At 72.0% G+C, this 24,505-nt stretch carries 14 protein-coding genes, 1 tRNA gene and 1 rRNA gene; 3 read left to right on the forward strand and 13 right to left on the reverse strand.

From position 1 onward, the window contains the following. Positions 1-60: 60 nt before the first annotated feature. Together RM609_RS14560 and RM609_RS14565 are read left to right on the forward strand one after the other, a co-directional pair. Positions 61-4,821: an ATP-dependent helicase gene (locus tag RM609_RS14560; protein ID WP_438828434.1), complete on the forward strand. Its 4,761-nt coding sequence runs from the start codon at positions 61-63 to the stop codon at positions 4,819-4,821. A 42-nt stretch (positions 4,822-4,863) separates the two neighbouring features. Next, positions 4,864-5,670: a DNA-formamidopyrimidine glycosylase family protein gene (locus RM609_RS14565; RefSeq protein ID WP_311611035.1), complete on the forward strand. Its 807-nt coding sequence runs from the start codon at positions 4,864-4,866 to the stop codon at positions 5,668-5,670. Between the two features lie 116 nt (positions 5,671-5,786). Here RM609_RS14565 and RM609_RS14570 read toward each other — a convergent pair whose 3' ends face one another. The 10 genes from RM609_RS14570 to RM609_RS14615 form a co-directional block, all read right to left on the reverse strand. Further along, positions 5,787-6,074, reverse strand: a complete 288-nt coding sequence (locus RM609_RS14570; protein ID WP_311611037.1) for a hypothetical protein — start codon at positions 6,072-6,074, stop codon at positions 5,787-5,789. Positions 6,075-6,082: 8 nt separating this feature from the next. Continuing rightward, the gene (locus RM609_RS14575; protein ID WP_311611039.1) at positions 6,083-6,553 is read right to left on the reverse strand and encodes a Dps family protein; all 471 of its coding nucleotides are present in this window, start codon (positions 6,551-6,553) and stop codon (positions 6,083-6,085) included. 226 nt (positions 6,554-6,779) lie between these two features. Beyond that, positions 6,780-7,154: a helix-turn-helix domain-containing protein gene (locus tag RM609_RS14580; RefSeq protein ID WP_311611041.1), complete on the reverse strand. Its 375-nt coding sequence runs from the start codon at positions 7,152-7,154 to the stop codon at positions 6,780-6,782. A 109-nt stretch (positions 7,155-7,263) separates the two neighbouring features. Then, positions 7,264-7,788 carry a CinA family protein gene (locus RM609_RS14585; protein ID WP_311611043.1) on the reverse strand — a complete coding sequence of 175 codons (525 nt, stop codon included), beginning with the start codon at positions 7,786-7,788 and terminating at the stop codon, positions 7,264-7,266. Next, positions 7,785-8,411 carry a CDP-diacylglycerol--glycerol-3-phosphate 3-phosphatidyltransferase gene (gene pgsA, locus RM609_RS14590; RefSeq protein WP_311611044.1) on the reverse strand — a complete coding sequence of 209 codons (627 nt, stop codon included), beginning with the start codon at positions 8,409-8,411 and terminating at the stop codon, positions 7,785-7,787. Before pgsA ends, RM609_RS14585 begins: the two co-directional genes overlap by 4 nt. Further along, complete coding sequence (rimO, locus tag RM609_RS14595; protein ID WP_311611046.1) at positions 8,408-9,889, reverse strand: 30S ribosomal protein S12 methylthiotransferase RimO; 1,482 nt, start codon at positions 9,887-9,889, stop codon at positions 8,408-8,410. The genes pgsA and rimO overlap by 4 nt, the downstream gene beginning before the upstream one ends. A gap of 126 nt (positions 9,890-10,015) precedes the next feature. Continuing rightward, positions 10,016-10,870, reverse strand: coding sequence for a helix-turn-helix domain-containing protein (locus RM609_RS14600; RefSeq protein WP_311611047.1), 855 nt, complete (start codon positions 10,868-10,870; stop codon positions 10,016-10,018). A 213-nt stretch (positions 10,871-11,083) separates the two neighbouring features. Next, entirely contained in the window at positions 11,084-13,825 is a 2,742-nt protein-coding gene (locus RM609_RS14605) for a DNA translocase FtsK (RefSeq protein WP_311611049.1), read from the reverse strand. A gap of 158 nt (positions 13,826-13,983) precedes the next feature. After that, on the reverse strand, positions 13,984-14,673 hold the full coding sequence (locus tag RM609_RS14610) for a response regulator (RefSeq protein ID WP_311611050.1): 690 nt from the start codon (positions 14,671-14,673) through the stop codon (positions 13,984-13,986). A 274-nt stretch (positions 14,674-14,947) separates the two neighbouring features. After that, positions 14,948-20,473, reverse strand: coding sequence for a HAMP domain-containing protein (locus tag RM609_RS14615; RefSeq protein WP_311611052.1), 5,526 nt, complete (start codon positions 20,471-20,473; stop codon positions 14,948-14,950). Between the two features lie 212 nt (positions 20,474-20,685). Here RM609_RS14615 and RM609_RS14620 point away from each other — a divergent pair, with 212 nt between their 5' ends. Then, a complete protein-coding gene (locus RM609_RS14620) occupies positions 20,686-23,352 on the forward strand; it encodes a SpoIIE family protein phosphatase (protein WP_311611053.1) in 2,667 nt (888 codons plus the stop codon). Positions 23,353-23,411: 59 nt separating this feature from the next. Here the strand turns inward: RM609_RS14620 and RM609_RS14625 are convergent. The 3 genes from RM609_RS14625 to rrf form a co-directional block, all read right to left on the reverse strand. Beyond that, a tRNA-Thr gene (locus tag RM609_RS14625) sits at positions 23,412-23,484 on the reverse strand. Positions 23,485-23,544: 60 nt separating this feature from the next. Continuing rightward, entirely contained in the window at positions 23,545-24,261 is a 717-nt protein-coding gene (locus RM609_RS14630; protein ID WP_311611055.1) for a DegT/DnrJ/EryC1/StrS family aminotransferase, read from the reverse strand. A gap of 118 nt (positions 24,262-24,379) precedes the next feature. Beyond that, positions 24,380-24,496, reverse strand: a 5S ribosomal RNA gene (gene rrf, locus RM609_RS14635). Between the last annotated feature and the right edge of the window lie 9 nt (positions 24,497-24,505).

Here is a 24,505-nt window from a genome sequence, read left to right on the forward strand (position 1 = left end):
AACCCGCTGGAACCGCCGCTGACCTGCGTGTCCGGGGCATTGTCAGTGGTGCGGTGCACGATGGGGGGCATGGCGAACGACACGGCGGCGGCCCCGCCCTCCGAGCCGGACCCGGCCTCGGCTCTCGACGCGTTCTCCCCCGCGACCCGCTCGTGGTTCACGGGGGCGTTCTCCGCGCCCACCGCCGCCCAGGCCGGCGCCTGGCGGGCCATCGGCGAGGGCTCGGACGTCCTGGTCGTCGCGCCCACCGGCTCCGGCAAGACGCTGGCCGCCTTCCTCGCCTCCCTCGACCGGCTGGCGAGCAGCCCGCCGCCCGCCGAGCGCGGCAAGCGCTGCCGGGTGCTGTACATCTCGCCGCTCAAGGCCCTCGCCGTGGACGTCGAGCGGAATCTGCGCAGCCCTCTGACCGGCATCCGCCAGGAGGCCGCCCGGCTGGGGCTGCCCGAGCCGGATATCCGCGTCGGCATCCGCTCCGGCGACACCCCGGCGACCGAGCGCCGCGCCCTGGTCACCCGGCCGCCGGACATCCTGATCACCACGCCGGAGTCGCTGTTCCTGATGCTCACCTCCGCCGCGCGGGAGGCGCTGACGGGCGTGGAGACCGTGATCCTCGACGAGGTGCACGCCGTCGCCGGGACCAAGCGGGGCGCGCATCTGGCACTGTCCCTGGAGCGCCTCGACGTCCTGCTGGAGCGCCCCGCCCGGCGCATCGGACTCTCCGCGACCGTGCGCCCGGTGGACGAGGTGGCCCGTTTCCTCTCGCCGCGGCGCAAGGTGGAGATCGTCCAGCCGCCGTCCGGCAAGGAGTTCGACCTGTCGGTGGTCGTGCCCGTCGAGGACCTCGGCGAGCTCGGCGGCTCGCCCGTGCAGGAGGGCGGCGACGGCAAGGACCGGCCGTCGATCTGGCCGCACGTCGAGGAGCGCATCGCCGATCTCGTCCAGGCCCACCGCTCCACGATCGTCTTCGCCAACTCCCGCCGCCTCGCCGAGCGTCTGTGCAACCGGCTCAACGAGATCGCCCACGAACGGGCCACCGGGGCCCCGCTGCCCGAGCACCACTCCCCCGCCGAGCTGATGGGCGGATCCGGCCCGGCGAAGGGCGCGCCGCCCGTCCTCGCCCGCGCGCACCACGGCTCGGTCTCCAAGGAGCAGCGCGCCCTGGTCGAGGAGGACCTCAAGGCGGGCCGGCTGCCGGCCGTCGTCGCCACCTCCAGCCTGGAGCTGGGCATCGACATGGGCGCCGTGGACCTGGTCGTCCAGGTCGAGTCGCCGCCGTCGGTCGCCTCCGGGCTCCAGCGGGTGGGCCGCGCGGGCCACCAGGTCGGCGCGGTCTCCACCGGCGTCGTCTTCCCCAAGTACCGGGGCGACCTGGTGCAGGCGGCCGTGGTGACCGAGCGCATGCGCCGGGGCGCCATCGAGCGCTTGCGCGTACCGGCCAATCCGCTGGACGTCCTCGCCCAGCAGGTCGTCGCCATGGCGGCCATGGACACCTGGGACGTCGAGGAGCTGCTGGCCCTGGTGCGCCGGGCCGCGCCCTTCGCGGCGCTGCCCGAGTCGGCCTACTCCGGCGTTCTCGACATGCTCGCCGGACGCTATCCGTCCGACGCCTTCGCGGAGTTGCGCCCGCGCCTGGTCTGGGACCGCGTCGCCGGTACGGTCACGGGGCGCCCCGGCGCGCAGCGGCTCGCCGTCACCTCCGGCGGCACCATCCCCGACCGCGGCCTCTTCGGTGTCTTCCTGGCCGGCGCCGACCCCAAGAAGGGCGGCGGCCGGGTGGGGGAGCTCGACGAGGAGATGGTCTACGAGTCCCGCGTCGGCGATGTGTTCACCCTGGGCACGACCTCCTGGCGGATCGAGGACATCACCCGTGACCGCGTCCTCGTCACCCCCGCCCCCGGCACCCCGGGGAGGCTGCCGTTCTGGAAGGGCGACCAGCTGGGCCGCCCGCTCGAACTGGGGCGCGCGCTCGGGGCGTTCCTGCGCGAGATCGGCGGGCTGACGCCCGACGCCGCCCGCGACCGGCTCACCGCCGCCGGCCTCGACACCTGGGCCGCCGGCAACGTCCTGTCCTACCTCGACGAGCAGCGCCGCGCCTGCGGGCACGTGCCCGACGACCGGACCGTCGTCGTCGAACGGTTCCGCGACGAGCTGGGCGACTGGCGGGTGGTCGTCCACTCCCCCTTCGGCGCCCAGGTGCACGCCCCTTGGGCGCTGGCCCTCGGCGCCCGGCTCTCCGAGCGGTACGGCATGGACACCCAGGTGATGCACGCCGACGACGGCATCGTCCTCCGCCTGCCCGACGCCGACCTGCTCGGCCTGGACCTGCTCGACACCGAGCCCACCCGGCAGGACGGCGCGTACGACGCCGAGCAGTCCCCCCTCGGCGCCGCCGACGTCCTGTTCGACAAGGGCGAGGTCGAGGGGATCGTCACCGATCAGGTGGGCGGCTCGGCCCTGTTCGCCTCCCGCTTCCGCGAGTGCGCCGCCCGTGCCCTGCTGCTGCCGCGCCGCGATCCGGGCAAGCGCACACCGCTGTGGCAGCAGCGCCAGCGCGCCTCCCAGCTGCTCCAGGTGGCGAGCGAGTTCGGCTCGTTCCCGATCGTCCTCGAAGCCGTCCGCGAATGCCTCCAGGACGTCTTCGACGTCCCCGGCCTGACCGAGCTGATGGGCGACATCGAAGCGCGCCGGGTCCGTCTGGTGGAGGTCACCACCCCCGAGCCGTCCCCGTTCGCCCGCTCGCTGCTCTTCGGCTACGTCGCCCAGTTCCTCTACGAGGGCGACTCCCCGCTCGCGGAGCGGCGCGCCGCCGCCCTGTCCCTCGACTCCCGGCTGCTGGCCGAGTTGCTGGGCCAGGCCGAGCTCCGCGAGCTGCTCGACGCCGACGTGCTGACCGAGCTGGAGCGCGAGCTCCAGTGGCTGACCGAGGACCGCCGCGCCAAGGACGCCGAAGGCGTCGCCGATCTGCTGCGGCTCCTGGGCCCCCTCACCGACGCCGAGCTGGCCGCGCGCGGCGCCGAGCCGGGCTGGGCACGGGAGCTGTCCGACGCCCGCCGCGCCCTGCGCGTCCGGATCGCCGGCGAGGACCACTGGGCCGCCGTCGAGGACGCCGGGCGGCTGCGGGACGCCCTGGGCACGGCCCTGCCCGTCGGCGTTCCCGAGGCCTTCACCGAGCCCGTCAAGGACCCGCTGGGCGATCTCCTCGCCCGCTACGCCCGCACCCACGGCCCGTTCACCTCGGCGGAGGCGGCGGCCCGGTTCGGCCTCGGCATCGCGGTGACCGACGGCGCGCTGCACCGGCTGGCGGCCGCCGGACGGATCGTGCAGGGCGAGTTCCACCCCGCCGGCCTGGGCCAGGAATGGTGCGACGCGGCCGTCCTGCGCAGGCTGCGACGCCGCTCCCTGGCGGCGCTGCGGCACGAGCTGGAGCCCGTGCCGCCCGCCACGCTCGCCGCGTTCCTGCCCGCGTGGCAGCACGTCGGCTCCCACAGCCTGCGCGGCGTCGACGGACTGCTGCGCGCCGTCGAGCAGTTGCAGGGCGCCCCGGTGCCCGCGTCCGCGCTGGAGAAGCTCGTCCTGCCCTCCCGGGTGACGGACTACAGCCCCGCCATGCTCGACGAGCTCACGGCGGCGGGCGAGGTCGTCTGGGCCGGCGCGGGCGCCCTCCCCGGCAAGGACGGCTGGGTCTCGCTGCTGCTCGCCGACACGGCCCCCCTGCTCCTCCCGGCCCCGCATCCGCTGGAGCTCTCCCCCCTCCACCAGGCCGTGCTGGACGCCCTCGCCGGTGGCTACGGCCTGTTCTTCCGGCAGATCGCCGAGCAGGTGCGCGCCACGAGCGCGGCGGTGGACGGCACCGACGGCACGGACGCCCGTATCGCCGAGGCCGTCTGGGATCTCGCCTGGTCCGGCCGGCTGACCAACGACACCCTCGCGCCGCTGCGCTCGGTGCTCGGCTCCGGCCGCACGGCCGGCTCCACCGCCCACCGCGCCAAACGGGCCGTCCCGCGCGGCCGTTACGGTTCCGTCCTCGCCCGGACGGGCCCGGGGCTCCGGCCCACCGCCTCGCGCGGCGGCCCGCCCACGGTCGCGGGCCGCTGGTCGCTGCTGCCCGAGCGCGCGCCCGACGTCACGCACCGGGCCCACGCCCTGGCCCGGACCCTGCTCGACCGGCACGGCGTGGTGACCCGAGGGGCCGTCGCCGCCGAAGGGGTGGAGGGCGGTTTCGCGGCGGCCTACCGGGTGCTGTCGGTCTTCGAGGAGAGCGGCCAGGCCCGCCGCGGCTATGTCGTCGAGGGGCTGGGCGCGGCGCAGTTCGCCGTGGACGGCGCGGTCGACCGGCTGCGCGCCGCCAGTACGGCCCGGGAGCGCTCCGGCGCCCCGGGAGGCGCCCCCTGGGAGGACCGGCCGGCGGGCGCTCGGGACGGCCGGCGCCGGGCGGTCGTCCTCGCCGCCGCCGACCCCGCCAACGCCTACGGCGCCGCGCTGCCCTGGCCCGATCCGCCCGCCGGCGCGACCCACAAGCCCGGCCGCAAGGCCGGCGCCCTGGTCGTCCTCCTCGACGGCGCGCTGACGCTCTACGTCGAGCGCGGCGGGAAGACCGTCCTGGCCTGGCCACAGGAACCCGGCGCGGAGACCACCGCTGACGATCCCGCCGTACGCGAGGCGGCCGCGGCCCTGGCCGAGGCGGCGCACGCCGGCGCGCTGGGCACGGTCACCGTCGAGCGTGTCAACGGCGCCCCGGCCCTGTCCTCCCCGCTCGGGGCCGTGCTGGAGGCGGCGGGCTTCCACGCCACACCGCGGGGGCTGCGCCTGCGCGCGCCCTGACCCACGCCGCATCATGGGCCGTATCCGCGAAGGAGTCGCCGTATGCCCGAAGGAGACACCGTCTGGCGCACCGCGCGGGTCCTGCACGAGGCCCTCGCGGGTGAGGCGCTGATCCGCAGCGACCTGCGCGTGCCCCGGCTCGCCACCACCGATCTCACCGGCCGCACGGTCCTCGAGGTCGTCCCGCGCGGCAAGCACCTGCTCACCCGCGTCGGCGGCGGCCTCACCCTCCACTCCCACCTCGGCATGGACGGCTCCTGGCGCGTCCACGCCACCGGTGAGCGCCCGCGCGGCGGCCCGCACCACCAGATCCGGGCCGTCCTGGCCACCGCCGACCGCACGGCCGTCGGCTATCGCCTTCCCGTGCTGGACCTGGTGCGCACCACCGACGAGTCCACGCTGGTCGGCCATCTGGGCCCCGACCTCCTCGGCCCCGACTGGGACGCGGAGGAGGCCGTCCTCCGGCTGCTCTCGGACCCCGGGCGCACGGTCGGCGAGGCCCTCCTCGACCAGCGCAATCTGGCGGGCGTCGGCAATGTCTACAAGTCCGAGCTGTGCTTCCTGCTGCGGGTCACCCCTTGGCTGCCCATGGCGTCCGTGCCCGGCCCCGATCGGCTGGTGGCCCTGGCGAAGAAGCTGCTGGAGGCCAACAAGTCCCGTGTCTCCCGGATCACCACGGCCGACGCCCGCCCGGACCGCGGTCTGTGGGTCTACGGACGGGCCGACCGGCCGTGCCGGCGCTGCGGCACGCCCGTCCTGGTGGCCGGCCAGGGGCCGGAGGGCCGGGAGCGGACGACCTACTGGTGCCCCCACTGCCAGACGGGCCCTCCCCCGCCGCCCACCGGCTGACCCCCGATCCCCCGCCGCTCGATCCCCCGCCACTCATCCGAACGGGTGAACCGACGGCACCGACGGTCCCACGGCCGGGGCAGGCGACGGCCCCACGGCCGGGGGCAGGCGACGTCTCAGTGCCGTGCCCCTCCGCGCCACCACCGTCGCAGCGCCCTCAGGACGGCCCCTCCGGCCCCTCCGGCCTCCCCGCCCTCCGCCCGGCTCCGGGGCGTGCAGTGCACCGGCAGCAGGCTCAGCCCCCAGCCCCCGGCCGCGACCAGCCCCTCCACGAATCCGGCCCGGCCCGGCTGGAGCAGCAGCCGGAGGACGGCCCAGCACCACACCCCGGTCAGAAGGCCTCCCACCGCCCAGCCGAGCGGTCCCAGGGGCGGCGGGCGCCCGGGCTCGTCTCCCCGGAGCATCGCGTGCTTCAGGCGTTCTCGGCCTGGAACATCCAGTGGTGTTTCTCCAGGTCGCCCGTCAGGCCGATGAGGATGTCCTGGGTGACGGGGTCCGGGTCGCCGGTCGCCTGGATGCGCTCGCGCATCCGTGTGATCACGGCGCCGAGCGCCTCGACCAGGGTCCGTACGGCATCGGTGTCCTTGGTCCAGCCGCCGCCGATCGTGCCGATTCCGCTGGTCTTGGCGACCGTCTCGGCCCGGCCGTCCGGGGAGACCCCGAGCGCCGAGGCCCGCTCGGCGACCGTGTCCGCGTGGATACGGGCGCTGGCCACGACCTCGTCGAGCTGGAGGTGGATGGAGCGGAAGCGCGGGCCGATCACGTTCCAGTGGACCTGCTTGGCGACGAGGGAGAGGTCGACGAGGTCCACGAGCGCGCCCTGGAGGGCGTCTCCGACGGTCTTGCGGTCCGCTTCGGACAGCGGGCTCTTCACCACAGACATCCGCGTTCCTCCTGCTCCACAGGCTGCTCCACGGGCCGCCCCACAGGCCGCTCCGGGAAAGGACGCGGAGAACGACCGGATCGCTCCGGTTTCTCCGCTCTCCCCACCATTGCATCAGGGCCCGGGGAAGCCCGCACAACGGCCGCACAACGCGGAGATCCCGGTCAGATCGTCCGACCGGGATCTTTCTGGGAAACGGTGGTGCTCCAGACCGTCTCAGGCTGGATCAGGCGGCGACCACATCCACGGCTTCCGCCGGGGCCTTGATCGTCACACGCTCCCCCGGAACGCCCGTCACGGACACCGAATTGAACATCGGCCGCATCGGCGCGGGTACCGGCTCGCTCGCCGCCGCCGACTGCGCCAGCTCGGCCAGCGACAGCTCGTCGCTCACCTCGCGCATGACCTCGGACATCCGAACGTCCAGAGCGTCGCAGATTGCGGAGAGAAGCTCGGAGGACGCCTCTTTCTGCCCGCGCTCGACCTCGGAGAGATATCCGAGCGAGACCCGGGCGGACGAGGAGACCTCGCGCAGAGTGCGGCCCTGGCGTTGGCGCTGCCGACGCAGCACGTCACCCAGCAGGCGACGGAGCAGAATCATCGGTGGCTCCCTCCTTGGACCGCGAATCCGGTTCCTTCACGCCCCACCGTACCGCCTCGGGGTGCGGCCGTGCGGGGAGCTATGTCGTGTTCACTCAGGGCTGCAAACATCAATTCCCCCCGTTGTGTTCCGTATCCTTTGCCCCCGCGTTCCCCGCCAGTTCGCGTAGGAGCAGCGCGAGGACCGCTCGTACGCTTTCGGCCCGGATGCCCGCCCGGTCGCCGTCCAGGGACAGCTCCCGTACGGCGGCGGTGCCGTCCGGTCCCTCGACGGCCACGAAGACCGTGCCGACGGCCTTGCCGTCCTGCGGCTCGGGCCCGGCCACCCCCGTGGTGGCGAGCCCCCAGTCCGCGCCCAGCACGGCCCGTACGCCGTGCGCCATCTGCCGTGCCACGTCCGCGTCGACGGCGCCGCGCTCGGCGAGCAACCGCCCGTCCACGCCCAGGACGTCGCGCTTGACCCCGGTGGCGTAGGCGGTGACCGAGCCCCGCATCGTGCGCGAGGCGCCCGGTACGGCGGTCAGCTCCGCGGCGACCAGCCCGCCCGTGAGCGACTCGGCGACGGCGAGGCTGTGCCCGCACGCCTCCAGCGCCGCGAGCGCCGCCGCGGCGGAACTGCCCCCCTGGCCGCTCATCGCGCGGACTCCCGCGCCCGCGCGGCCCTCCGCAGCCGGAACGCCTGCCCGATGTACTCGAGGCCGGTGGAGACGGTCAACACCACCGCGACCGCCATCACCCAGAAGCGCAAGGTCGCCAGCGGGCCGACCAGCGGCAGGATGTACATGCCCACGCCCACGCCCTGCGCGAGCGTCTTCAGCTTCCCGCCCCGGCTGGCCGGGATGACCCCGAGCCGGATGACCCAGAAGCGCATCAGCGTGATGCCGACCTCGCGGAAGAGGATCACGCCCGTCACCCACCACGGCAGGTCGTCCAGGGCGGAGAGGCAGATCAGGGCGGCGCCCATGATCGCCTTGTCGGCGATGGGGTCGGCGATCTTGCCGAAGTCGGTGACCAGGTTGTACGTCCGCGCGAGATGACCGTCGAAGAGATCGGTGATCATGGCGATCGCGAACGCCGCCCAGGCGAAGGAACGCCAGGCCTCGTCATAACCGCCGTTGTGCAGCATCAACAAGACAAACCCGGGCACCAGGAGCAGGCGCGCCATGGTGAGGATATTGGCGATGTTCCACAACCCGGCCTGCCGGACACCCTTCGCCGGGGCCGGACCTCCTGTGGCGGAGGCCGGGAGTCCGCTCATCTGCCCGCCTCCTCGGTACACCCGCCCTCGATCCCGAGCGGCTCGGCGACGAGGTCCACGCCCTCGCTCGCCACTACCTTCGCCGTGACCATCCGGCCGGGCTCCAGCCGGTGGTCCGTGCCGAGCAGCACCTGGCCGTCGGTCTCCGGCGCCTGGTGGGCCGCCCGGCCGATCACTCCGTCCTCGTCGTCCACGCGGTCGACGAGTACTTCGATCGTCTCACCGATGCGCTCCTCCGCGCGCTGCGCGGTCAGCTCCTCGGCCAGCCGGGAGATCCGCTCCAGCCGCTCGGCGACGATCTCGGGGTCGAGCTTGTTCTCGTAGGTGGCGGCCTCGGTGCCGTCCTCGTCGGAGTACCCGAAGACGCCGATGGCGTCCAGTCGCGCGCCGATGAGGAAGCGCTCCAGCTCGGCCACGTCCTCCTCGGTCTCCCCGGGGAAGCCGACGATGAAGTTGGAACGGGCGCCCGCCTGCGGCGCCTTGCCGCGGATGGTGTCGAGCAGCTCCAGGAAGCGGTCGGTGTCGCCGAAGCGGCGCATGGCCCGCAGCACCTTCGGGGCCGAGTGCTGGAAGGAGAGGTCGAAGTAGGGGACGACCTTCTCCGTCGAGGTCAGCACGTCGATCAGGCCGGGCCGCATCTCGGCCGGCTGGAGGTAGCTGACCCGGATCCGCTCCAGGCCGTCCACGGCCGCCAGCTCCGGCAGCAGCGTCTCCAGCAGACGGATGTCGCCGAGGTCCTTGCCGTAGGAGGTGTTGTTCTCGGAGACCAGCATGATCTCCTTCACGCCCTGCTCGGCCAGCCAGCGCGCCTCGCCCAGCACGTCGGAGGGGCGGCGCGAGATGAAGGAGCCGCGGAAGGAGGGGATGGCGCAGAAGGAGCAGCGCCGGTCGCAGCCGGAGGCGAGCTTCACGGAGGCGACGGGGCTGCTGCCCAGCCTGCGGCGCAGCGGGGCGCGCGGCCCGGAGGCCGGGGCCACGCCCTCGGGCAAGTCCTCCGGAGGGGTGTCCTGCGCGTGGCCCGGGAGGGCCACATCGGCGGCACCCTGGCGCTCGGCGGGGCTGATCGGCAGCAGCTTGCGGCGGTCGCGCGGGGTGTGGGAGGCGTGGACGCCACCGGAGAGGATGGTCTGGAGCCGGTCGGAGATGTCGGAGTAGTCGTCGAAGCCGAGCACTCCGTCGGCCTCGGGAAGCGCCTCGGCGAGCTCCTTGCCGTAGCGCTCGGCCATGCAGCCGACGGCCACGACGGCCTGGGTGCGGCCGTGCTCCTTGAGGTCGTTGGCCTCCAGGAGGGCGTCGACGGAATCCTTCTTCGCGGCGTCGACGAAACCGCAGGTGTTGACGACGGCCACATCGGCATCGGCGGCGTCCTCGACGAGGTCCCAGCCATCCGCCGCCAAGCGGCCTGCCAGCTCCTCCGAGTCCACCTCGTTACGGGCGCAGCCAAGTGTGACAAGAGCGACGGTACGGCGTTCGGGCATAGGGCTCAGCCTACTTTGTCCCGGCGCCGCATCCGCTGCCGAGTGGCCGACGGGCGCGGAGAGCCTGGTCACCCACAAGCTCCTCGCGCCCGTCGCGGCGGCCTTTCCGGCGGGTTCCGCCGCAGGTCAGCCCGCTGAAGGGTCTCCCCGGGTGTAGCTCAGACGCTGAACCTGGCCATCGGCGCCCAGGTTCTTGACCTCTTTGCCGTTCACGAACAGTTGCACGGCTCCGGCGTTGCCCAGGACCAGATCGATGCGCTTGTCGTCGGTGAAGGTCTTGGAACCGCCCCGGGCCAGGACGCCCTCCTCCAGCAGCTTGCCGTTGCCGTCCTTGGCGGACATCCACGTCTGGCCGTTCTCGGCGGTGAGCTTGACGGTGACCTTGTTGCCGGGGACGCCGGCGATGGCGCTCGCCGAGGCCTCCCCCTTGGGACCGGCTTTGGGCTCGGCCTTGGGGTCGGTCTTCGCCTTGCCGGGGCCGGCCTTGGCGCTGGACGCCGTGGACGGCTTGCCGGAGGCCGGGTCGGCGGAGACCGGACCGCTCTTGGCCCCGCCGTTGAAGAGCGTGAAGCCCACGAAGCCGACGATCGCGACGATGGCGGCGACCATGGCCGCGGTCCAGTTGGGCCGCCGGGGTTCGGGCCGGATGCGCTCGGCGTCGAAGAGCGGGGCCGCCGGGGTCGGCGCGGGGCGCCCGCCGTGCTCGGCGTCGTACTGCGCGACGAGCGGCACGGGATCCAGGCCGACGGCGCGCGCGAGGGTGCGGATGTGCCCCCGGGCATAGACCCGGCCGCCACAGCGAGTGAAGTCGTCCTGTTCGATCGCATGGACGATCGGGACGCGTACGCGGGTGGTGGAACTGACCTCGTCCACGGTCAGTCCGGCACCGATTCGGGCTTGCTGAAGGAGTCGTCCGACGGAGGGCCGGTCCTCCTCGGAGCCGGGGATCCGGTCGTCCTCTGAAGAGTTGCCGATGGACACGTGGGCGCCTTTCGAGCGTACAGCCACCTGCTGGAGATTCAGTCTAGGGGGCATGCGAAACGGTCGGGCAAGCGGGAAGCCGGACTTTGTAGGCCATCAGAAGGCTCTGTGATCACGACGGTGGCACATCGCCCCTCCCCTCTCGCTCAACTCCACTCGAGCCCGAGAGAAACGGTTGACCAGGGATCTTTTCCAGCTGCCGCCGACCGGCCGCTACGCCTGGCCCTCTCCTCGGATGATCGCGAGCACGCCGTCCAGCTCATCGGGCTTCACCAGCACGTCACGCGCCTTGGAGCCCTCGCTGGGGCCCACGATGTTGCGCGATTCCATCAGGTCCATGAGTCTGCCCGCCTTGGCGAATCCCACACGCAATTTCCGCTGGAGCATCGAGGTCGAGCCGAACTGCGTGGAGACGACCAGCTCGGCGGCCTGGCACAGCAGATCGAGGTCGTCGCCGATGTCCTCGTCGATCTCCTTCTTCCTGGACGTGCCGACCGTGACGTCCTCGCGGAAGACCGGCGCCATCTGGTCCTTGCAGTGCTGGACGATCGCGGCGACCTCGCCCTCCGTGACGAAGGCGCCCTGCATCCGGATGGGCTTGTTGGCGCCCATGGGCAGGAAGAGGCCGTCACCCTTGCCGATCAGCTTCTCGGCGCCCGGCTGGTCGAGGATGACGCGGCTGTCGGCGAGGGAGGAGGTGGCGAAGGCGAGCCGGGAGGGCACGTTCGCCTTGATGAGGCCGGTGACGACGTCGACGGAGGGGCGCTGGGTGGCCAGCACCAGATGGATACCGGCGGCGCGCGCGAGCTGGGTGATCCGGACGATGGAGTCCTCGACGTCGCGCGGGGCCACCATCATCAGGTCCGCGAGCTCGTCGACGATCACCAGCAGATACGGGTACGGCGACAGCTCCCGCTCGCTGCCCTGCGGCGGGGTGACCTTCCCGGCGCGCACGGCGGCGTTGAAGTCGTCGATGTGCCGGAAGCCGTAGGCGGCCAGGTCGTCGTAGCGCAGGTCCATCTCGCGCACGACCCACTGGAGGGCCTCGGCGGCCCGCTTGGGGTTGGTGATGATCGGCGTGATCAGGTGCGGGATGCCCTCGTAGGCCGTCAGTTCGACGCGCTTGGGGTCGACCAGCACCATCCGGACGTCCTCGGGGGTCGCCCGGACCATGATCGAGGTGATCAGGCAGTTGATGCAGGACGACTTTCCGGAGCCGGTGGCACCGGCGACCAGGATGTGCGGCATCTTCGCGAGGTTGGCCATCTCGTAGCCGCCCTCGACGTTCTTGCCCAGCGCGACGAGCATCGGGTGGTCGTCGCCGGCGGCGTCGGCCAGCCGCAGGACGTCTCCGAGGTTGACCATCTCGCGGTCGCTGTTGGGGATCTCGATGCCGACCGCGGACTTGCCGGGGATGGGGCTGATGATGCGCACGTCGGGGCTGGCGACGGCGTAGGCGATGTTCTTGGTGAGCGCGGTGATCCGCTCGACCTTGACGGCCGGGCCCAGCTCGACCTCGTAGCGGGTGACCGTCGGTCCCCGGGTGAAGCCGGTGACGGCCGCGTCGACCTTGAACTCCGCGAAGACGTTCGTCAGCGAGGCCACTATGGCGTCGTTGGCGGCGCTGCGGGTCTTGCCCGGGCCGCCGCGCTCCAGCAGGTCGAGCGAGGGCAGCGCGTAGGTGATGTCACCGGCGAGCTGGAGCTGCTCGGCGCGCGGGGGCAGGCCGCCGGGCATGGGCGCGGGCTTGGTCAGGTCGGGGACGCTGGCCGGTACGGCCGGACGGCTCGCGGCGTGGTCGGCGTACTCGTCCGCGGCGGGCTTCTTCCGGCCGGCGGCGCGCCCGCTCCCGGCCCGTCCGCCGTCCGTGGCGGCGCCGGAGACGGCGCTGCTGAGGTCGGCGACGAGCGGGGTCGGCGGGACGCCGTGGAGCACGGCCCCGTCCAGGGAGGCGGCGGCCGCCGCGGCGAGGTCCACGGCGTCCGGCTCCCGGTCCCCGGCGGGTGCCACCGCGGCGCGGCGCGGCTTGCGGCGCCGCTCGAGCGCCTCCTCCTCGGCCCGGTCGGGGCCGGTGGGCGCGGCGGTGCGCCGGGGGCGGCGGGCGGGGGCCGCGCGCCACTCGTCGTCGTAGTCGTCGTGGTCCGCGTATCCGGCGACGGCCTCGTGCCCGTACTCCCCGGGGTGCGGCTCGATGACGCCGAGCCGTACGCCGAGCTCTCTCAGCCGGCGCGGGATGGCGTTGACCGGGGTGGCCGTGACCACGAGCAGCCCGAAGACGCTGAGCAGCGCCAGCAGCGGTACGGCGAGCATCTCGCCGACCGTGAAGAGCAGGGGCTTGGAGGCGACCCAGCCGATCATGCCGCCGGCGTCCCGTACGGCCTGCCAGCCTGAGCCTCGGCCGGGCGATCCGCAGGCCACGTGGACCTGCCCGAGGATGCCGAGGACCAGCGCCGACAGGCCGATGACGATCCGTCCGTTGGCCTCGGGGCGCTCGGGGTGGCGGAAGAGCCGGAGCGCTATGACGGCCAGGAGTATCGGTACGACGAGGTCCAGGCGGCCGAAGGCGCCCGTGACGAACAGGCGGATGAGGTCGCCGACGGGTCCGTCGAGGCTGGACCAGGTGCCGACGGCCACGATGAGGGCGAGGCCGAGGAGGAGCAGCGCGAGCCCGTCCTTGCGGTGGGCGGGGTCGAGCCCCCTGGCGCCCCGGCCGACGCCGCGGAAGACGCTCCCGGCGCCGTGCGCGAGTCCGCGCCCGACCTTGCGGGCGCCGCCCGGCGGGCGCTTGGCGGCGGCCTTCCTGGCCGGTGCCTTGCGCGCGGGCGGCCGGCTCGCGGGCCGGGCCGGGGACTTCTTCGCGGCGGTCTTCTTGGCGGGGGCCCCTGCGCGCCCGGCGCGCTGCTTGGAGGTGCCCGCCGTGCTCTGGGAACCCTTGCCGGACGTACGTGAGGCCATGGTGCCGAGGTTACCGGTGTCGGCCGCGCGGTACACGTGCGGTCGGGCGTTCACCCGTTCGTGTCGACGGGCCGTAGTGACGGGGGTGACGCAGCGTCAAACCCTGGTCGCCGCCGCGCCGGAGCGGCCGGGCGGCGAGGGCGCTCCGCGCGGCGCCGTCAGGTCTGCGAGGGGACCGGGCTGGCGCCGCTGCCGGCTCCGGGCTCCAGCGCGTCCAGGGCGCGCCGCAGTCCGGTGAGCTTGCGCTCCAGATGGGCGGCGGTGGCGACGGCGGCCGCGTCGGCGGACTCGTCCAGCTGTTTGGAGAGGGCCTCGGCCTGCTCCTCGACGGCGGCGAGCCGCGCGGAGAGCTCGGCGAGCAGCCCGGCGGGCTCCTGGGGCTCGAGCACCCCGGTGCGGCCGGAGTGGCCACCGTTCTCCAGCTGGAGGCGCAACAGGCTGGCCTGCTCGCGCAGCTGGCAGTTCTTCATGTACAGCTCGACGAAGACCGAGACCTTGGCGCGCAGCACCCACGGGTCGAAGGGCTTGGAGATGTAGTCGACCGCGCCCGCCGCGTAGCCCCGGAAGGTGTGGTGGGGACCGTGGTTGATGGCGGTGAGGAAGATGATCGGGATGTCCCGGGTCCGCTCCCGCCGCTTGATGTGCGCCGCGGTCTCGAAGCCGTCCATGCCGGGCATCTGCACGTCCAGCAGGATCACCGCGAAGTCGTCCGTCAGCAGCGCCTTGAGCGCTTCCTCCCCTGACGATGCCCGTACCAGCGTCTGATCGAGCGCGGAGAGAATGGCCTCCAGCGCCAGCAGATTCTCCGGCCGGTCATCGACCAGGAGGATCTTGGCCTTCTGCACCATGCCCCGTCCTCCTCGTCCCGGCTTGGGGTCTCCCCGGCTCGCGGAGCCGGGGGAAGCACCGGGCGCCGCCCCGGGGGACGACTCCCTTGCGCCGCCCGTCCTTGTGCCGGTCATGGTAGCCGCACCCCGCCCGTCGCCACACCCTGTCACCGCGATGTCACTGTGCACGTAGCAGAAACGCGGTGGGGGACCAGAAGGTTCCCCGAATACCGCGCTCCCACACGCCTTCGGCCACACTGAGTCAGCGAATTGTCAAAGAGTGAACGGGATTCCGTCACTCTGCGCGCATCCACTGCTCCATCACCGTGAGAAGATGGTCAGTATCCACCGGTTTTGTGACATAGTCGGACGCTCCGGCATCGATGCTCTTCTCCCGGTCACCCTTCATCGCCTTCGCCGTCAGCGCGATGATGGGCAGCCCCGCGAACTGCGGCATCCGGCGGATCGCCGCCGTCGTGGCGTAGCCGTCCATCTCCGGCATCATGATGTCCATCAGGACCACCACGACGTCGTCGTGCTGCTCCAGCACCTCGATCCCCTCACGGCCGTTCTCCGCGTAGAGCACCGACAGCCCGTGCTGCTCCAGCACGCTGGTGAGGGCGAACACATTGCGGATGTCGTCGTCGACGATCAGCACCTTCTCACCGTTGAACCCGCCGCTGAAACCGCCTCCGTAGCCCGTGTCCGCGCCGGCGCCGAAGTCGCCGTGCGTGAACTCGCCGAAGGCCGGCTGCGGCCGGCCCGCCGGAAGCTCCGGGGCCGGCGCGCCGGGCAGCCGCGCGCCCGGCACCGCCCCGTCGCCCTGCCCGTCCCGGGCCGGGGCGGCCGCCCGTCCGGCGGCCTGGGCCGCCCTGCGGCGACGCAGGAAGAGCCCCGCGGCCTGACGGGCGGGCGAGGCGTCGCCCTCCGCCGGGCCGTGTCCGGCACCGGGCGTCTCCTGCCCGGCGCCCACGATGCCCTCCCCGCCCGGCTGCGGATAGCCCTGGGGCGGCAGCTCACCGGGGTTGAGCGGCATATAGAGGGTGAAGGTCGAGCCCCGGCCGGGCTCGCTCGCGGCGTCGATCTCACCGCCGAGCAGCCGGGCGATCTCCCGGCTGATGGACAGACCCAGGCCCGTACCGCCGTACTTGCGGCTCGTCGTGCCGTCGGCCTGTTTGAACGCCTCGAAGATGACACGCATCTTGCTCTGCGCGATGCCGATGCCGGTGTCGGTGACCGAGAAGGCGATCATCTCCCCGTCGGCGTCCCGCAGCGACCCGGCCTCCAGCAGCTGCTCCCGGATGCTGTCCGGGACCTCCGCCCCGGCCGGGCGGATCACCAGCTCGACCGCGCCGGTGTCCGTGAACTTCACCGCGTTCGACAGCAGATTGCGCAGCACCTGGAGCAGCCGCTGCTCATCGGTGTGGAGCGTGGTCGGCAGCTCCGGCGAGACCCGTACGGAGAAGTCCAGGCCCTTCTCCGCCGTCAGCGGCCGGAAGGTCGCCTCCACGTAGTCGACGAGCTGGACGAGCGCGATCCGGGTCGGGCTGACGTCCATCTTGCCCGCCTCGACCTTCGACAGGTCCAGGATGTCGTTGATCAGCTGGAGCAGATCCGAGCCCGCCCCGTGGATCGTGTCGGCGAACTCGACCTGCTTCGGCGAGAGATTGCCCTCGGCGTTGTCGGCGAGCAGCTTGGCCAGGATCAGCAGCGAGTTGAGCGGCGTGCGCAGCTCGTGCGACATATTGGCCAGGAACTCCGACTTGTAGCGCATGGAGACCGCGAGCTGCTCGGCCCGCTCCTCCAGCACCTGCCGGGCCTCCTCGATCTCGGTGTTCTTCACCTCGATGTCGCGGTTCTGCCGCGCCAGGCGCTCGGATTTCTCCTCCAGCTCGGCGTTGGAGATCTCCAGCGCCTTCTGCCGGTTCTCCAACTCCGCCGACCGCTCGCGCAGTTGCTCGGTGAGCTCCTGCGACTGCTTGAGCAGCACCTCGGTCTTGGTGTTGACGCTGATGGTGTTGACGCTGGTGCCGATCATCTCGGCGATCTGGCTGAGGAAGTCCTTCTGGATCTGCGCGAACGGCTGGAAGGACGCCAGCTCGATCACACCGAGGACCTGCCCCTCGAAGAGCACCGGCAGCACGATCACATGGGCCGGCGGTGCTTCGCCCAGCCCGGAGGCGATCTTCAGATAGCCCGGCGGGACGTTCTCCACCAGGATCGTGCGCTTCTCCTTGGCCGCCGTGCCGATCAGCGACTCGCCCGGCAGGAAGGACGTGGGCATCGAGCCCATCGAGTAGCCGTACGAGCCGAGCATCCGCAGCTCGTAGGCGTCCGCGCCGCTCTCCCCCTCGTGCGGGCCCGTCGGCATCGCCAGGAAGAACGCGCCGTGCTGCGCGGAGACCACGGGCGTCAGCTCGCTCATGATGAGCCCGGCGACGTCCTGCAGATCGCGGCGGCCCTGCATCAGGCCGGAGATCCGGGCGAGGTTGCCCTTGAGCCAGTCCTGTTCCTTGTTGGCCAGGGTGGTCTCGCGCAGATTGGCGATCATCGTGTTGATGTTGTCCTGGAGCTCCAGGATCTCGCCGGCCGCATCCACGTCGATCTTGAGGTTCAGGTCTCCGCGGGTCACCGCGGTGGCCACTTCCGCGATGGCCCGTACCTGCCGGGTCAGATTGCCCGCCATCTCGTTCACCGACTCTGTGAGGTCGCGCCACGTGCCGTCCACGTCACGCACCCGAGCCTGACCCCCGAGCTGGCCCTCGGTACCCACCTCGCGGGCCACCCGGGTCACCTGGTCGGCGAAGGACGACAGCTGGTCGACCATCGTGTTGATGGTCGTCTTCAGCTGGAGGATCTCACCGCGCGCGTCGATGTCGATCTTCTTGGTGAGATCGCCCTGCGCGATGGCGGTGGTCACCATCGCGATGTTGCGGACCTGGCCGGTCAGGTTGGACGCCATCGAGTTCACGGACTCGGTGAGGTCCTTCCAGGTGCCGCTCACGCCCGGGACGCGCGCCTGGCCGCCGAGGATGCCGTCGGTGCCCACCTCGCGCGCCACCCGCGTGACCTCGTCCGCGAACGAGGACAGCGTGGTCACCATGGTGTTGACCGTGTCGGCGAGCTGCGCCACCTCGCCACGCGCCTCGACGGTGATCTTCTTGGTCAGGTCGCCGTTGGCGACCGCCCCCGCGACCTGCGAGATGCTGCGGACCTGGCTGGTCAGATTGCTGGCCATCAGGTTGACGTTGTCGGTGAGGTCCTTCCAGATGCCGGTGACGTCCCGCACCCGCGCCTGACCACCCAGCTGGCCCTCCGTACCCACCTCACGGGCCACCCGCGTGACCTGCTCGGCGAAGTCCGACAGCTGGTCGACCATGGTGTTCACGGTGGTGACGAGCTCGAGGATCTCGCCCTTGGCGTCGACCGTGATCTTCTTCGACAGATCGCCCTTGGCGACCGCCGTGGTCACCTCGGCGATGTTGCGCACCTGGGACGTCAGGTTGTTGGCCATGAAGTTGACCGACTGCGTGAGGTCCTTCCAGGTGCCCGAGACGCCCTGCACCTCCGCCTGGCCGCCCAGGATGCCCTCGGTGCCCACCTCACGGGCCACCCGCGTCACCTGCTCGGCGAACGAGGACAGCTGGTCCACCATCGTGTTGAGGGTGTTCTTCAGCTCCAGGATCTCGCCGCGCGCGTCCACGTCGATCTTCTGCGAGAGGTCACCGCGGGCCACCGCCGTCGCGACCTGCGCGATATTGCGGACCTGCGCGGTCAGGTTCTCCGCCATGCCGTTCACCGAGTCGGTGAGGTCGCGCCAGACGCCCGCCACTCCCGGCACCTGCGCCTGACCGCCCAGCCGGCCGTCCGTACCCACCTCGCGGGCCACCCGGGTCACCTGCTCGGCGAACGCCGAGAGCTGGTCGACCATGGTGTTGATGGTGTTCTTCAGCTCCAGGATCTCGCCCCGGGCGTCCACGTCGACCTTCTGCGACAGATCGCCGCGCGCCACCGCCGTGGTCACCTGGGCGATCTGCCGCACCTGGGAGGTGAGGTTGCCCGCCATGAAGTTGACGGAGTCGGTCAGCTCCTTCCAGGTGCCGCTCACGCCCGGCACCCGCGCCTGACCGCCGAGCCGGCCCTCCGTGCCCACGTCCCGCGCCATCCGCGTCACCTGGTCGGCGAAGGACGACAGCTGGTCCACCATGCCGTTGACGGTGTTCTTCAGCTGGAGCATCTCGCCGGACACGTCCACGGTGACCTTCTGCGAGAGGTCGCCGTTCGCGACCGCAGTCGTCACCTGGGCGATGTTGCGCACCTGGCCGGTGAGGTTACGGAAGGCCGTGTTCACCGAATCGGTGAGGTCCTTCCACGTACCCGCCGCACCCGGCACCGCCGCCTGACCGCCGAGCTCGCCCTCGACACCGATCTCCCGTGCCACCCGCGTCACTTCGGCACCGAAGGACTGAAGCTGGTCGACCATCCCGTTGACGGTGTTCTTCAACTCCAGCATCTCGCCGGAGACATCCACGGTGACCTTCTGGCCCAGATCGCCGTTCGCCACCGCAGTCGTCACCTGGGCGATGTCCCGGACCTGGCCGGTGAGGTTGCGGAACGCGGTGTTCACCGAATCGGTGAGGTCCTTCCACGTACCCGCCGCACCCGGCACCTGAGCCTGACCGCCCAGCCTGCCCTCGGCGCCGACCTCGTTGGCCACCCGCGTCACCTCGTCGGCGAAGGTGCGCAGCGTCTCCGTCATCTGATTGATCGTCTCGGCCAGCTGCGCGATCTCGCCGCGCGCGCTCACCGTGACCTTCTGCGAGAGGTCGCCGCTCGCGACCGCCGTCGTCACCTGCGCGATCCCGCGCACCTGGGCCGTCAGATTGCCGGCCATCAGATTGACCGAGTCCGTCAGGTCCTTCCAGACGCCGGCGACGCCCGGCACCTGCGCCTGGCCGCCCAGCTCGCCCTCGGTACCCACCTCACGGGCCACCCGCGTGACCTCGGAGGCGAAGGAGGAGAGCTGGTCCACCATCGTGTTGACCGTGTTCTTCAGCTCCAGCATCTCCCCGGCCACATGCACCGTGACCTTCCGGGAGAGATCGCCCTTCGCGACAGCCGTCGTCACGAGAGCGATATCACGCACCTGAGCGGTCAGCCGGGACGCCATCGTGTTGACGGAGTCGGTCAGGTCCTTCCACGAACCCGACATACCGCGCACCCGGGCCTGCCCGCCGAGCTTGCCCTCTGTACCGACCTCGCTCGCGACCCGCGTCACCTCGTCGGTGAACGCCGACAGCTGGTCGACCAGCCCGTTGACCGTACGGCCGACCTTCAGGAACTCGCCACGCAGCGGGTGCGCGGAACCGTCCGCTCCCTGGGAGCGCAGATCCATCCGCTGTTCCAGATCGCCCTCGGCCACCGCCGACAGCACCCGGCCCACCTCGGACACCGGCCGCACCAGATCGTCCACCAGGGCGTTGCAGGCGTCGATCGCCGCCGCCCAGGACCCCTCGCAGGCGCCGAGCTCCAGGCGCTCCGTGAGTTTCCCCTCACGGCCGACGACCCGCCGCACCCGGTTCAGCTCACCCGTGAGCTGGAGATTACGGTCCGCGACCTCGTTGAAGACAGCGGCGACCTCGGCCATCACCCCGTCCCCGGGGACCGTCAGCCGCTTGCGGAAGTTCCCGTCCCGCATCGCCTCCAGGGCCGAGAGCAGCCGGTGCAGCGCACCGGCGTCCACCTCGATCGTCCCATTGGGCCGGGCCCGTCCGCCCTTCGCGCGCGTGCTTGCGGCCCGCGCCGTCGCGCCAGACTCCACCGTCGTCCCTCCCGCAGGTTCGATCATCCTCGTCGGGCTTCCGCTTCGAGCTTTCCCAGTGTTTCACCCCGGCCCAACCAGGCCATAACAGTCGGCAGCATCGCACACGGTCCACCGGCACCCCCAAGTGTGGAATCCCTGTGCACCGGCCTCCGCGCACACGGCGAAGGTAAGTAACCTGGCATCCGGCCGGGCAAGGAGGGGCGCTGCACATGGGTGAGCAGATCGCCGAGACATTGATGAGGAGACCTGTGATCACCGCGCGGGCTGCCGCAACCTTCGAGCCGATCGGACGCTCGGTAGCGGCCGCCCGGGCCTTCGTCCGGGACACTCTCCAGGGCTGGGGCTTCCTCGACGTCATCGACGACGCCGTCGTCCTCACCAGCGAGCTGGTCACCAACGCCGTCGTCCACGCGGGCACCGCCGCCGAGGTCCTGTGCGTCCGTATGGGCACCGGCGTGCGCGTCGAGGTCGCCGACCGCTACCCCGAGCGCGAGCTGCCCGTACAGAGCCCCGGCCGCCCCTTCGGCGGCCTCGACCGCGAAGGCGGCCGCGGACTGCTGCTGTGCGCCTCCCTGGCCACCCGCTGGGGCGTCGAGTACACCGCCACCCACAAGACCGTCTGGTTCCGCCTCGACCTGCCCGACCGCCCGGCCGGCACCCGCTCCGCGGGCCCCGCCCTCCCCGCCGAGGCCCTGCCCGTCGCCGACGCCCGCGTCCGCGTCGCCGTCGTCCAGATCGACCACCAGGGCGCCCTCAGCGCCTGGAACGACGACGCCCACGAACTCTTCGGCTTCACCGCCGAGCAGATCATCGGCAAACCCCTCACCGACCTCGCCGCCTGGCCGCACACCCCCGGCACCTCCACCGGCATCGAGGAGGCCCTGCGCCTCTCCCGCTGGGAGGGCTCCTACGGCATAAGGGGCGCCGACGGCCGCATCGTCCCCGTCTACGCCTCCCACCTCCGCGTCCGCGACAACGCCGGCGCCCCCTCCACCGTCTGCCTGCTCGTCCGCGACGAGGAGCGCGCCGTCCTCCAGACCCCGCCGCGCACCACCGGCTCCGACACGGGCACCAGCGAGCGCGGCACCGCCACCGACCCGTTCGAGGTCTTCATCGGCTCCCCCGCCCCCGACGACCTCGACGGCCTCCTCCAGCGCACCGTCGAACGCGCCCGCGACATGCTCGACGGCGACTCCGCCTATCTGCTGCTGGCCACCGACGACGAGACCGAACTGGAGGTCCGCGCCTCCACCGGCCTGCCCTCCACCCGCCAGCGCTTCGCCCGCGTCCCCGTCGAGGCCGGCACCGGACGCTACGGCTCCGCCCGGATGCCCGCCGTCCACGACGACCTCACCGTCGTCCCCGGCGCCGTCCCCCTCCTCGCCGACACCGGCATGCGCTCCGTCGTCACCGTGCCCCTCAAGGTCGAGGGCCGCCTCACCGGCTCCCTCGGCGTCGCCGCCGAGTCCCCCCGCCGCTACGGCAACGAGGAGGCCCTGCGCCTCCAGTTCGCCGCCGACCGCATCGCCCTCGCCGTGGAGTCGGCCCGCCTCGGCGAGCTGGAGCGCCTGCGCCGCGGCTCGCTCTCCTTCCTCGTCGAGGCCTCCGACCTCCTCGCCGGCACCCTCGACCGCGACCAGACCCTGGCCCTGATGGCCCAGATGACCGTCCCCACTCTGGCCACCTGGTGCGCCGTCTACACGATCGCCGACCAGAGCTCGGACCCCGAGCTCTCCTACGTCCTCCACGAGGACGAGGACCGCATCGACGGCCTCAAGGCCCTGCTCTCCAAGGTCGCCCCGCCCGACCCGGTCCCCACCCCCGGCGCCCGCGTCTGGACGGCCCCCACCGAGGCCGCCCACGCCGCCGCCCTGCGCACGTCCCTGCGCAGCCTCGGCCTCCCCGACGCCACGGGCGACATCCCGGCCCCCGGCCCCTCCCTCGCCACGGCGGCCGCCGTCGGCGGCGAGACCGTGGTCCTGCCGCTCGTCGCCCGCAACCGCGTCATCGGCATGCTCACCCTCGGCAAGCCCAGCGACGACCACTTCCGCCAGGAGATCCTCGAACTCGCCGAGGACCTCTCCCGCCGGGCCGCCCTCGCCCTCGACAACGCCCGCCTCTACAGCGAGCGCACCGCCATCAGCCAGAGCCTCCAGCGCAGCCTCCTGCCGCCCGAGCTCCCGGACGTCCCCGGCGTGGAGGTCGAGGTCATCTACCGCGCGGCCGGCGAGGGCAACGAGGTCGGCGGCGACTTCTACGACGTCTTCCCCATCCGCGACGGCGCCTACGGCTTCGCCATCGGCGACGTCTGCGGCACGGGCCCGGAGGCGGCGGCCGTCACCGGCCTCGCCCGCCACGCCCTGCGCCTGCTCGCCCGCGAGGGCTTCGGCGGCCCCGCCGTCCTCCAGCGCCTCAACGCCGCCATCCTCGACGAGGGCGCCCGCAGCCGCTTCCTCACCCTCCTCTACGGGGAGCTGCGCCCCCAGCCCGACGGCAGCGCGCTCCTCAAGGTCGTCTGCGCCGGCCACCCGCTGCCGCTGCGGCTGCGCCAGGACGGCACCGTGGAGCCCGCGGCGGATCCGCAGCCGCTGCTGGGCGTCATGGAGGACCTGGAGCTGTACGAGCAGACCGTCACCCTCGACCCGGGAGACGTCCTGCTGTGCGTCACGGACGGCGTCACCGAGCGCCGCGAGGGCACGCGCATGCTCGGCGACGACGGCCTGACGGACGTTCTGACGACCTGTACGGGCCTGACGGCCGGCGCGGTCGCGGCACGTATTCTCCGCGCCGTGGAACGCTTCGCCGCCGAGCCTGCCTCCGACGACATGGCCATCCTGGCCATGCGGGTGCCGGAAGTGCCGGAGCGTCAGGGCTGAAACGTCAGGGTCGAGAAATGGAAAAGGCCCCCGCCTTTCGGCGGGGGCCTTTCCTTCGGAGCCCCAAAACGGAATCGAACCGTTGACCTTCTCCTTACCATGGAGACGCTCTGCCGACTGAGCTATTGGGGCCGGCAACGAGATAAAGCATACCCCATGTTCGTACGCGCTTTTGACTGCCGGGCAGAACGATCAGGCGGCGGCGGGAAGCAGCCCGCCGAGTGTGTTGCAGGCGGATACGAGCCGCTGGAGATCCCGGCGCGACGAAATGTCGTCCATGGGCAGGGCCAGACATTCATCAGCGGCCCGCTCGGTCTCCGGGAGCCACAACTCCCGCATGTTCCGCATGTTCTGCATGTCCCGCATGAACGACGGCAGCCGGTGCACGGGCGTCTGTACGGGCACGTGGCACCGGACACCACGGGCCCGCAGCGCTCGGGCGAAGGCGTCCCGGTCGGGCCGGCCGTTGCCGGGGACGCGCACGACGTAGGAGTCGTAGCGGTGCACAGCCCCGGGAGCGGCCGTGGGGGTCACCACTCCGGAGAGCCGAGCGTCGAGACAGGCGGCGTTGGAGCGCCGCCGGGCGAGCTCCTCGGGCTCCACATGCTCGATGTTCTCGACGTGATCGATGACAGGCAAGGTGCGGCCGGCAGCCACGTGCCGCAAGGCGGCCAGGTCGGCCGGGTGCCCGAAGAGGGAGACGGGCACGATGGCGGCGGTACGCGATGTCACCGCGCCGGCCACGGAAGCCGGGTCGAGGCAGAAGGTGACGGGATCGATGTCAGCGAAGACGGGGAGGGCTCCGACGTTCCGGACGGCCTCGGCAGCCCCGGCGGTCGCATACGAAGGAACGATGACCTCGCTCCCCGCCCCCACACCCACGGCGACCAGCTTCTCTTCAGTCCGCATGCCGGGGATGCTGCCCACACGACGTTAACCGGACGTGACGCCACGTAGTTCATCGTGAAAACAAAAAAGCTCTGACGCATGAACCGGGGTTCATACATCAGAGCTTTTTTGAATAATAGTTCGGCGGCGTCCTACTCTCCCACAGGGTCCCCCCTGCAGTACCATCGGCGCTGAAAGGCTTAGCTTCCGGGTTCGGAATGTAACCGGGCGTTTCCCTAACGCTATGACCACCGAAACACTATGA

Source organism: Streptomyces hesseae, from assembly GCF_031845785.1.
GTDB lineage: Bacteria > Actinomycetota > Actinomycetes > Streptomycetales > Streptomycetaceae > Streptomyces > Streptomyces hesseae.

Bases quoted from the DNA above. Each gene is read 5' to 3' on its own strand.
- RM609_RS14560 (WP_438828434.1), top strand. From the start codon at position 61: ATGGGGGGCATGGCGAACGACACGGCGGCGGCCCCGCCCTCCGAGCCG.
- RM609_RS14565 (WP_311611035.1), top strand. From the start codon at position 4,864: ATGCCCGAAGGAGACACCGTCTGGCGCACCGCGCGGGTCCTGCACGAG.
- RM609_RS14570 (WP_311611037.1), bottom strand. From the start codon at position 6,074: ATGCTCCGGGGAGACGAGCCCGGGCGCCCGCCGCCCCTGGGACCGCTC.
- RM609_RS14575 (WP_311611039.1), bottom strand. From the start codon at position 6,553: ATGTCTGTGGTGAAGAGCCCGCTGTCCGAAGCGGACCGCAAGACCGTC.
- RM609_RS14580 (WP_311611041.1), bottom strand. From the start codon at position 7,154: ATGATTCTGCTCCGTCGCCTGCTGGGTGACGTGCTGCGTCGGCAGCGC.
- RM609_RS14585 (WP_311611043.1), bottom strand. From the start codon at position 7,788: ATGAGCGGCCAGGGGGGCAGTTCCGCCGCGGCGGCGCTCGCGGCGCTG.
- pgsA (WP_311611044.1), bottom strand. From the start codon at position 8,411: ATGAGCGGACTCCCGGCCTCCGCCACAGGAGGTCCGGCCCCGGCGAAG.
- rimO (WP_311611046.1), bottom strand. From the start codon at position 9,889: ATGCCCGAACGCCGTACCGTCGCTCTTGTCACACTTGGCTGCGCCCGT.
- RM609_RS14605 (WP_311611049.1), bottom strand. From the start codon at position 13,825: ATGGCCTCACGTACGTCCGGCAAGGGTTCCCAGAGCACGGCGGGCACC.
- RM609_RS14610 (WP_311611050.1), bottom strand. From the start codon at position 14,673: ATGGTGCAGAAGGCCAAGATCCTCCTGGTCGATGACCGGCCGGAGAAT.
- RM609_RS14620 (WP_311611053.1), top strand. From the start codon at position 20,686: ATGGGTGAGCAGATCGCCGAGACATTGATGAGGAGACCTGTGATCACC.
- RM609_RS14630 (WP_311611055.1), bottom strand. From the start codon at position 24,261: ATGCGGACTGAAGAGAAGCTGGTCGCCGTGGGTGTGGGGGCGGGGAGC.